8 protein-coding genes are annotated in these 8,347 nt (G+C 41.9%); 2 read left to right on the forward strand and 6 right to left on the reverse strand.

Annotated elements, in window-relative coordinates:
* Positions 1–133 precede the first annotated feature (133 nt).
* Complete coding sequence (locus tag V7083_RS12170; RefSeq protein ID WP_335478032.1) at positions 134–1,030, forward strand: hypothetical protein; 897 nt, start codon at positions 134–136, stop codon at positions 1,028–1,030.
* A gap of 115 nt (positions 1,031–1,145) precedes the next feature.
* Here V7083_RS12170 and V7083_RS12175 read toward each other — a convergent pair whose 3' ends face one another.
* The gene (locus tag V7083_RS12175) at positions 1,146–1,892 is read right to left on the reverse strand and encodes an RDD family protein (protein WP_335478034.1); all 747 of its coding nucleotides are present in this window, start codon (positions 1,890–1,892) and stop codon (positions 1,146–1,148) included.
* Between the two features lie 215 nt (positions 1,893–2,107).
* On the opposite strand from V7083_RS12175, the gene V7083_RS12180 reads away from it, so the two are divergent.
* On the forward strand, positions 2,108–2,356 hold the full coding sequence (locus V7083_RS12180; RefSeq protein WP_438823722.1) for a DUF3892 domain-containing protein: 249 nt from the start codon (positions 2,108–2,110) through the stop codon (positions 2,354–2,356).
* A gap of 44 nt (positions 2,357–2,400) precedes the next feature.
* Here V7083_RS12180 and leuD read toward each other — a convergent pair whose 3' ends face one another.
* The 5 genes from leuD to ilvC form a co-directional block, all read right to left on the reverse strand.
* Positions 2,401–2,985 (reverse strand): 3-isopropylmalate dehydratase small subunit, encoded by a 585-nt coding sequence (gene leuD / locus V7083_RS12185; RefSeq protein ID WP_335478038.1) that lies wholly within the window; start codon positions 2,983–2,985, stop codon positions 2,401–2,403.
* A gap of 2 nt (positions 2,986–2,987) precedes the next feature.
* Positions 2,988–4,406 carry a 3-isopropylmalate dehydratase large subunit gene (gene leuC, locus V7083_RS12190; RefSeq protein ID WP_335478040.1) on the reverse strand — a complete coding sequence of 473 codons (1,419 nt, stop codon included), beginning with the start codon at positions 4,404–4,406 and terminating at the stop codon, positions 2,988–2,990.
* A gap of 84 nt (positions 4,407–4,490) precedes the next feature.
* Entirely contained in the window at positions 4,491–5,597 is a 1,107-nt protein-coding gene (leuB, locus tag V7083_RS12195) for a 3-isopropylmalate dehydrogenase (protein WP_335478042.1), read from the reverse strand.
* Between the two features lie 79 nt (positions 5,598–5,676).
* Positions 5,677–7,215 carry a 2-isopropylmalate synthase gene (locus tag V7083_RS12200; RefSeq protein WP_335478044.1) on the reverse strand — a complete coding sequence of 513 codons (1,539 nt, stop codon included), beginning with the start codon at positions 7,213–7,215 and terminating at the stop codon, positions 5,677–5,679.
* On the reverse strand, positions 7,202–8,233 hold the full coding sequence (gene ilvC / locus V7083_RS12205; protein ID WP_335478046.1) for a ketol-acid reductoisomerase: 1,032 nt from the start codon (positions 8,231–8,233) through the stop codon (positions 7,202–7,204). The genes V7083_RS12200 and ilvC overlap by 14 nt, the downstream gene beginning before the upstream one ends.
* Positions 8,234–8,347: the final 114 nt, after the last annotated feature.

The raw sequence follows: 8,347 nt of genomic DNA on the forward strand, positions 1-8,347 counted from the left end.
AGGGAAAATTCCTGTATGAGAAGGCTTTTTTATTTTTGAATATTTAATGAATGATTGAACTTTCACATAGGGAAGTAATCCCATTTGGGATACGATAACATTAACAAATCTTTTTAAAAGGGGGGAAATCATCATGAAATACAAACAACCAATAGGCATACTGACATTGTTCATTTCTCTATTTTCAATTTTGACTACCTCTGTTGGAATCTTTTCTAATCAGGGACCGGGTGAGTACAAATTTCAATCAATTTATGGAGAAACGATCAGTATTTACGGGAAGGGACTTTATCAGCATGATTCCGCTTCCATGGCCTTGCAAGCCATTGCTCAGGATTATGTTACCTTGTTTCTAGGAGTTCCATTACTGCTTATTTCACTGTATTTTTCTAAGAAAGACTTTTTAAAGGGGAGGCTGATATTAACAGGTACCTTAGGCTATTTTTTATATACCTACGTTTCTTACTCATTTCTTTCCATGTACAATAGGTTCTTTTTAGTATATGTTCTTTTGATGTCATTGAGTTTCTTTGCCTTTACCCTTTCTATCATGTCATTCAATATCCCAAGATTACCAGAGTATTTTCATGAAAAGCTGCCTAGAGGATTAATAGGTGCGGTTTTGATTTTTGTGTCTACTGCATTTGGAATCCTATGGATGGGAAAAATCGCTCCGTCACTAAGTAACGGGAACCCTCCAGTTGGTATCGAACATTACACCACAATGGTCATACAGGCTCTGGACCTTGGTTTCATCATACCAATCGGACTTCTTGCAGGCATCCTACTCATCAAACGAAAACCCTTCGGCTACCTGCTTGCATCCATCATCACCATCAAGTTAATCACATTACTAACAGCCCTAACAGCCATGATCCTACTTCAAATCCTAGCCGGAATCAAAGTCGGACTACCCATGCTCATCATTACCCTATTCTTCAATATCATCGTGATCTATTGTTTGTACTTAATTATGGTGAATATAAGAGAAAAGGTGACAGGCACCATTGGAGGACAAATGTCCGTGTGAGGTGGACAATATTCGTAACGCTTTGATTTGAAGAACGCAAATTAAAAAAGCCTTTCCGCTGGGAACTGGAAGGGCTTTTTGCTCAGTTGTTCACATATTATTTAAAATGGAATGCTTATATCATGAATCCTGCGATAAGTAGGGCCAATGGGAATAGGGCTGTAAAGAGAAGCCGTGATGTGCTGACTTGGCCGTATAGGACGACGGTGCCGAGTTGTTTGTCCCAGGAAGAAAATCCGTGCTTTTTAAGGTCTGTGTAAGAGAATAGAAAGCAGATAAAATTAATGATAGGGACTCCAAATCCCATGCCGGCAGCAGTGACAAAAATACTTCTCTTCAAAGCAATTAAGAAATCCATTGGTTCACCATTTACCGTTTTTACTTTGGCGTTTAAAAGTGACTTACCCAATGTGTTTCCGAAAATGGATAAAATGACTGCCTCAACCAAAATATAAAGAACCAAGCTAAGCATAAAAATAAAAATGGCTGATGAATGGAATACAAAGGCAGGTGAAAAAATGGAAACAAATGTAATCAGGATGAATGAAAATAATGATAGATCAAATAACCGCGCTAGATAGCGAACTAATGGCTGAGCTGTGGGATATGTATCCTTTTCTGTTTCTTTCCAGTCATTAGTTAAATTATTTGGAATTTTCTGTCCATAATCCGTAAAAATAGACTCATTTAATACATCCACGGTTTTCGCCATTTGCCAGCATTCCATATCTTTATGCCAAACATAGCTGTCCCTAGTTAAAATTTGTTGCTCAAACAATTTTTTTAATTCAAATAAGCCAACAGGGCCTTGTTGTTGATGGTCTTTGACGAAAAACCAAACAATTCCTTCCGCTGGTTCCATAGTAATTCCCCCAATCAGCTAAATTATAGCATGATGAAAAGGTACTATTTTTCGAATTTTTTTTGAACATTTTCTTACAATTCCTAAATAAAGGATATTTAGTCTTGAAAAAATAAATACTAACTAACAAATGTTCGGAGGTGGTAACCGTGGAACAACAGGATTTTAAAGATATTTACGAACAATACAAGCAGCAAGGGGAGCAACAGGCTAAAATGGAGTCCACCCATGAGAGTAATGATGGAAGAGAAGAGTTTGTCGCAGTCAAGAAAAATGACGATGGTGATATTATTGCCTTTAAAACAAACACTGGAAGGGAACTGGATTATATTACGGCACTGAATGAAGCAAAAGCAGGGAAGATTGCCCATATTGATGTCTTCCACAAATATGGGAGAGACATCATCCGCAGTGAGCCGGATGGGATTAAAGATAATAACTTGGATCAATTGCCGGAGTTTTAATCAACAAAAATGAGCTTGGTGCCTTCCAAGCTCATTTTTCCATTTTATTGATGTGACAATTCATATTGCTTAATTTGTTCTTCGTACTTTAATGTAACCCCAATTTCATCCCAACCATTTAACAGCATTTCTTTCGGATAGGGGGCAATGTCGAAGTGAACTTCAAACCCATCATTGTCAAACACCCGCTGTTCCTCAAGATTGACTGTTAGCGAATATCCTTCTAATGCAGCCTTTTTCATGATTGTTTGAACGGCTTCCTCACTGGCTTGAATCGCAAGAATCCCATTTTTAACGCAATTATTTTTAAAAATATCAGCGTAACTAGGAGCAATGATGACCTTGAATCCAAAATCCTGAACGGCCCATGGAGCATGCTCACGAGATGAACCGCAGCCGAAGTTCTCTCCAGCTACCAAAATGGAGGCACCCTTGTATTGTGGTTGGTTTAACGGAAAATCAGGACGCAGATTTCCGTTGTCATCGAAACGCCAGTTATAAAATAAAAATTGTCCAAAGCCACTCCGCTCAATTCGTTTTAAAAATTGCTTTGGAATGATTTGGTCAGTATCAATATTGGTACGATTGATCGGGCAAACCACACCTTGATGAATACGTAACGGTTCCATGATTACCTTACCTCCTGCGCAGTGAATTGACGAACATCAACAAAGTGCCCCATAACCGCAGCGGCTGCCGCCATTTCTGGGCTGACTAAATGGGTACGTGCGCCTTTTCCTTGACGTCCTTCAAAATTTCGATTGGATGTAGAAGCACAGCGTTCCCCGGAAGGAATAATATCGTCATTCATTCCTAGACACATACTGCAACCCGCATCGCGCCATTCAAAGCCAGCTTCCGTAAAGACTTGATCCAAACCTTCTTTTTCAGCCGCCAATTTGACGCTAAAGGAACCAGGGACAACAATGGCTGTCACGGATGGGTTCACCTTACGACCCCGGATTACCTCAGCTGCTTTTCGTAAATCGCTTAAGCGGGAATTGGTACAGGAACCAATAAATACATGGTCAATTTTTACACTTGAGATAGGCTGTCCAGCTTCAAGACCCATATATTCAAGAGCCCGTTGAATTTCTTCCTGTTCGCTTTGTTTTTCCACATCTCCAGGGCTTGGAACATTTGCCGTAACAGTGATACACATACCAGGATTAGTTCCCCAGGTAACCTGAGGCTCCACCTCGGCAGCATCAATTTCAAGCACGGTGTCGTAAGCAGCTCCATCATCTGTTGCTAGAGCCTTCCAGCGGGAAACAGCAGCTTCGAACTCTTCACCAGTTGGTACATAGCGCCTTCCTTTTAAATAAGTGAAGGTGGTTTCATCAGGAGAAATTAATCCTGCTCTTGCACCGCCCTCAATGGACATATTGCAGACTGTCATCCGTTCTTCCATAGACAAAGCACGAATCGCTTCACCAGTGTATTCAATAACATAACCAGTGCCGAACTTAACCCCGTATTTCCCGATAATGGCAAGAATTAAATCCTTTGCGGTAACTCCAGTACCAAGATGCCCATTTACCTTCACATTTAAAGTTTTGGGAGGGGCTTGCCAAAGAGTTTGTGTCGCAAGAACATGTTCTACTTCGCTCGTTCCGATTCCGAAGGCTAAAGCTCCAAATGCCCCATGTGTTGAGGTATGGCTATCACCGCAGACGATGGTTTTACCCGGTTGGGTAAGTCCAAGCTCCGGCCCGATAACATGGACAATTCCGTTGTCAGGATGGTTAATGTCAGCAAGAGTGACGCCAAATTCCTGACAGTTTTGTTTTAATGTATCCATTTGGATTTTGGAAATAGGGTCTTTGATAATATGACGTTCGCGGGTAGGGACATTATGGTCCATCGTTGCATAAGTCAGATCTGGTCGGCGGACGCGGCGACCATTAATCCGTAATCCCTCAAAGGCTTGAGGAGAGGTTACTTCATGAACAAGATGAAGATCAATATAAAGCAAATCGGGTTTACCTTGTTCCTGATGAACAACATGCTGTTCCCAAATTTTTTGAACGATATTTTTTGGAGTTTGCATAGCTACCTTCCTCACTTCTAAAAATTTTTTGATAAAAGTAGGGGTAAACCGCCATAACCGGGACAGTTTACCCATTAAGAAATATTAAAAATAACAACTGGCGATGCACTTAGAAGCATTTTGTGTTCGGATAAAATCGATAATCAATTGAGTCATTTCTGCTGTTCCAACAGGGCGTCCGTTAGGGATTTGAAGGTCAGCTGTACAATAGCCGCCATCTAATACAGCCTGCACGGCGTCCTCAATGATTTTCGCTTCATCTTCCAATTGGAAGGAATACCGTAGCATCATTGCTGTTGATAAAATCATGGCAACTGGGTTGGCAATGCCTTTTCCGGCAATATCAGGTGCGGAACCATGAACAGGTTCGTATAAACCGACCCCAGATTCATTTAAACTGGCAGAAGGGAGCATGCCTAAAGAGCCAGTTAAAACGGATGCTTCGTCACTTAAAATATCACCAAACATATTCTCTGTTACAATAACGTCAAAGTGAGAAGGATTCGTAATCAACTTCATGGCAGCTGCATCTACTAGCACATGCTCAACGGCAACATCCGGATATTGGGCCTTTTTCTCCTCAACAACTTCACGCCATACCTTACTTGATTCAAGCACGTTGGCTTTATCAACGGAGGTCAGACGGCCACGTCGGCCTTTGGCAGCTTCGAAAGCCTTATCCACAATTCTTTCAATCTCTTTTCTTGTGTAAGCAAGAGTGTCGACAACCACTTGACCGTTATCGCGGCGTTCACTAGGTTGACCGAAATAAAGTCCACCAGTTAGTTCACGAACAATAAGGAGGTCGCTGCCCTTCACGATTTCTTCTTTAAGAGGCGATGCGTGGAGCAAGTTCTTGAAGCCTTTAATCGGTCTTAGGTTTGCATATAGATCTAGCGCCTTTCTGATTCCAAGGAGCCCCCGCTCAGGACGAAGATGGGATGGATTTTGATCCCATTTTGGTCCACCAACAGCTCCTAGTAAGACGGCATCGGCTTGCTTACAGGCATCCACTGTCGTTTCCGGCAGAGGAGTGCCGTGAGCATCAATGGCTGCTCCTCCGATATCATGGGTCTCAAAGCTAAAGGTGTGATTATACTCTTCAGCAATTGCTTTTAATACTTCCTTAGCTGAATTCATAACTTCCTTGCCGATACCATCGCCGGGAAGTAAAACAATACGTTTTTTCATGAGAGCAACCTCCTTATTATTTTGAAAAAATAGAGTGGGTGACAAGGGAGCGTGCTATGCTCCCTTGTCATTTAGAGACTTATAGAGTAGCAGCAGCAACTGCTTTTTGATTGAAAAATACTCGGTTGACAGCATTGATAAAGGCTTTTGCTGATGCTTCAAGAACATCTTGTGCAGAGCCACGGCCACTAACATTAACCCCATTTACATTCATTTTCACATGAACCTCGGCAAGGGCATCCCGGCCTCGGCCAACAGAACTTAAATTAAAATCGGATAGATGAATTTCTTCTTTAACAAGGGCTTCTAATGTGTTATATAAAGCTTCAACACTACCGCCTCCAGTACGAGCTGTTTCTACACGCACACCCTCTGGCGTCGTTAGAGCCACTGTTGCAGTAGGCAAGTTTGCTGAACCATATTGGACCTGGAAGGCCACTAATTCATATTTTTTCACATCGATGGATGCGGTTTGAATATCGGTTAAAATCGTGAATAAATCCTCGTCGGTGACTTCTTTTTTGCGATCAGTTAATTGTTTAAAAGATTGGAAGGCTTCATTAAGTTTTTCAGATGAAAGCGAGAAGCCCATTTGCTCGATTTTATCCTTGAAGGCATGGCGTCCAGAATGTTTTCCCAAGACAAGGTCATTTGAATTGACGCCGACTAATTCAGGTGTAATGATTTCATAGGTTAAGGCATTTTTTAATACGCCATCCTGATGAATTCCTGATTCGTGGGCGAAGGCATTCTTTCCGACTACTGCCTTATTCGGAGGAACTTTCATACCTGTAAAGCGGCTGACTAAATCACTGGTCCGTTTGATTTCTTTTAAGACAAGGTTAGTCGTGTATGGATACTTATCTTTACGAATATTTAAGGCGACAGCAATTTCCTCTAATGAGGCGTTACCTGCACGCTCACCAATTCCGTTTATTGTTCCTTCCACTTGGGTAACTCCATTCTCAATTGCTGCAAGAGAGTTGGCAACAGCCATCCCCAAGTCATCATGACAGTGACAGGAGAGAGCGGCTTTATGGATATTCGGAACATTTTCACGAATATAGCGGAACATTTTTCCATATTCTTCAGGGGTCGTGTAACCGACTGTATCAGGAAGATTGATGACGGTTGCTCCAGCATCAATCACTTTTGTAATGATTTGCACCAGAAAATCGAGATCAGAACGGGAAGCATCTTCTGCTGACCATTCAATATGAGGAAATCTCTTTTTCGCGTAAGACACCATATCTACTGCTGTCTGCATGACTTCCTCAGGTGTTTTCATCAATTTGTATTGCATATGAATAGGGGAGGTGGCGATAAATACATGCAATCTTGGTTCAGCTGCATCTTTTAATGCATCCCACGCAATGTCTATGTCAGATTTCGTTGCACGTGCCAGACCTGTCACGGAAGAGTGCTTGATTGCTCGGGCAATCGCTCTTACTGCTTCAAAATCTCCTTGAGAGGAAGCCGGGAAGCCGGCCTCCATGATGTCAACGCCAAACCGTTCGAGCTGCTTGGCTATTTCCATTTTTTCAAGCTGGTTTAAATTTACACCAGGGGATTGCTCGCCATCGCGTAAGGTTGTATCAAAGATGTTAATTTGAACCATGAACCACCACTTCCTTCTTCTTGTTAACTGGGTTTTTAATAAACGGCATTAATGCACGAAGCTCGCGGCCTACTTGTTCAATCAAATGCTCATTTTCACTGCGGTTGATTGCGTTAAATTGTGGGCGATTTGCTTGGTTTTCTAAAATCCAGCCTTTAGCAAATGCACCAGTTTGAATATCTTTTAATACTTCTTTCATGCGCGCTTTTGTATCTTCGTTTACAACGCGTGGTCCGGAAACGAAATCGCCCCATTGTGCTGTATCAGAGATGGAGTAGCGCATGTTAGCCAAGCCTCCTTCGTATAGAAGGTCAACGATTAATTTCAATTCATGTAAACACTCGAAATAAGCAACTTCAGGCTGATAACCGGCTTCCACAAGAGTTTCGAAACCTGCTTTGATAAGTGCTGTAGCACCACCACAAAGAACGGCTTGCTCTCCGAAAAGATCGGTTTCAGTTTCTTCTTGGAACGTTGTTTCCAATACACCAGCGCGTGCAGATCCGATTCCTTTTGCATAGGCTAATGCCAATTCACGTGCCTGACCTGTGTAATCTTGATAAACGGCATATAGAGCAGGAACCCCAGCACCCTCTGTATAAGTACGGCGAACTAGATGTCCTGGTCCTTTTGGCGCAACAAGGAATACGTCAACATCAGCTGGAGGAACAATTTGGGTAAAATGAACGTTAAAGCCATGGGCGAAAACTAGAGCATTACCGGGCTGTAAATTTGGTTTAATGCTTTCTTCGTAAACTTTTGGTTGCATTTCATCCGGAAGAAGGACCATTACGACGTCAGCTGCAGCAGTTGCTTCTGCAACGGAACGTACATCTACGCCATCTTCTACTGCTTTATCCCATGATTTACCGCCACGAAGACCAACAACTACATCAAAGCCGCTTTCTTTAAGGTTTAGTGCATGAGCATGACCTTGTGAACCGTATCCAATGACTGCAATCTTCTTACCTTGTAAAACCTCTTCTTGAATATCTCCGTTATAAAGTACTTTTACCATTATGAATCATCCTTTCAGAATAAATAGTTATTTTAGTAGAGTATAAGTTGCTAAATCACTAACTTGAGGCTGATGACCCCGTAGAAAAGCTGTTAATCCTGTTCGGGCAATTTC

The organism is Bacillus sp. JJ1764 (assembly GCF_036962145.1).
Taxonomy (GTDB): domain Bacteria; phylum Bacillota; class Bacilli; order Bacillales; family Cytobacillaceae; genus Neobacillus.

What these genes read in the sequence shown, in the direction of transcription:
- V7083_RS12180 (WP_438823722.1), top strand. Translation starts at nt 2,108, where the DNA reads ATGGAGTCCACCCATGAGAGTAATGATGGAAGAGAAGAGTTTGTCGCA.
- leuC (WP_335478040.1), bottom strand. Translation starts at nt 4,406, where the DNA reads ATGCAAACTCCAAAAAATATCGTTCAAAAAATTTGGGAACAGCATGTT.
- V7083_RS12170 (WP_335478032.1), top strand. Translation starts at nt 134, where the DNA reads ATGAAATACAAACAACCAATAGGCATACTGACATTGTTCATTTCTCTA.
- V7083_RS12200 (WP_335478044.1), bottom strand. Translation starts at nt 7,215, where the DNA reads ATGGTTCAAATTAACATCTTTGATACAACCTTACGCGATGGCGAGCAA.
- leuD (WP_335478038.1), bottom strand. Translation starts at nt 2,985, where the DNA reads ATGGAACCGTTACGTATTCATCAAGGTGTGGTTTGCCCGATCAATCGT.
- ilvC (WP_335478046.1), bottom strand. Translation starts at nt 8,233, where the DNA reads ATGGTAAAAGTACTTTATAACGGAGATATTCAAGAAGAGGTTTTACAA.
- V7083_RS12175 (WP_335478034.1), bottom strand. Translation starts at nt 1,892, where the DNA reads ATGGAACCAGCGGAAGGAATTGTTTGGTTTTTCGTCAAAGACCATCAA.
- leuB (WP_335478042.1), bottom strand. Translation starts at nt 5,597, where the DNA reads ATGAAAAAACGTATTGTTTTACTTCCCGGCGATGGTATCGGCAAGGAA.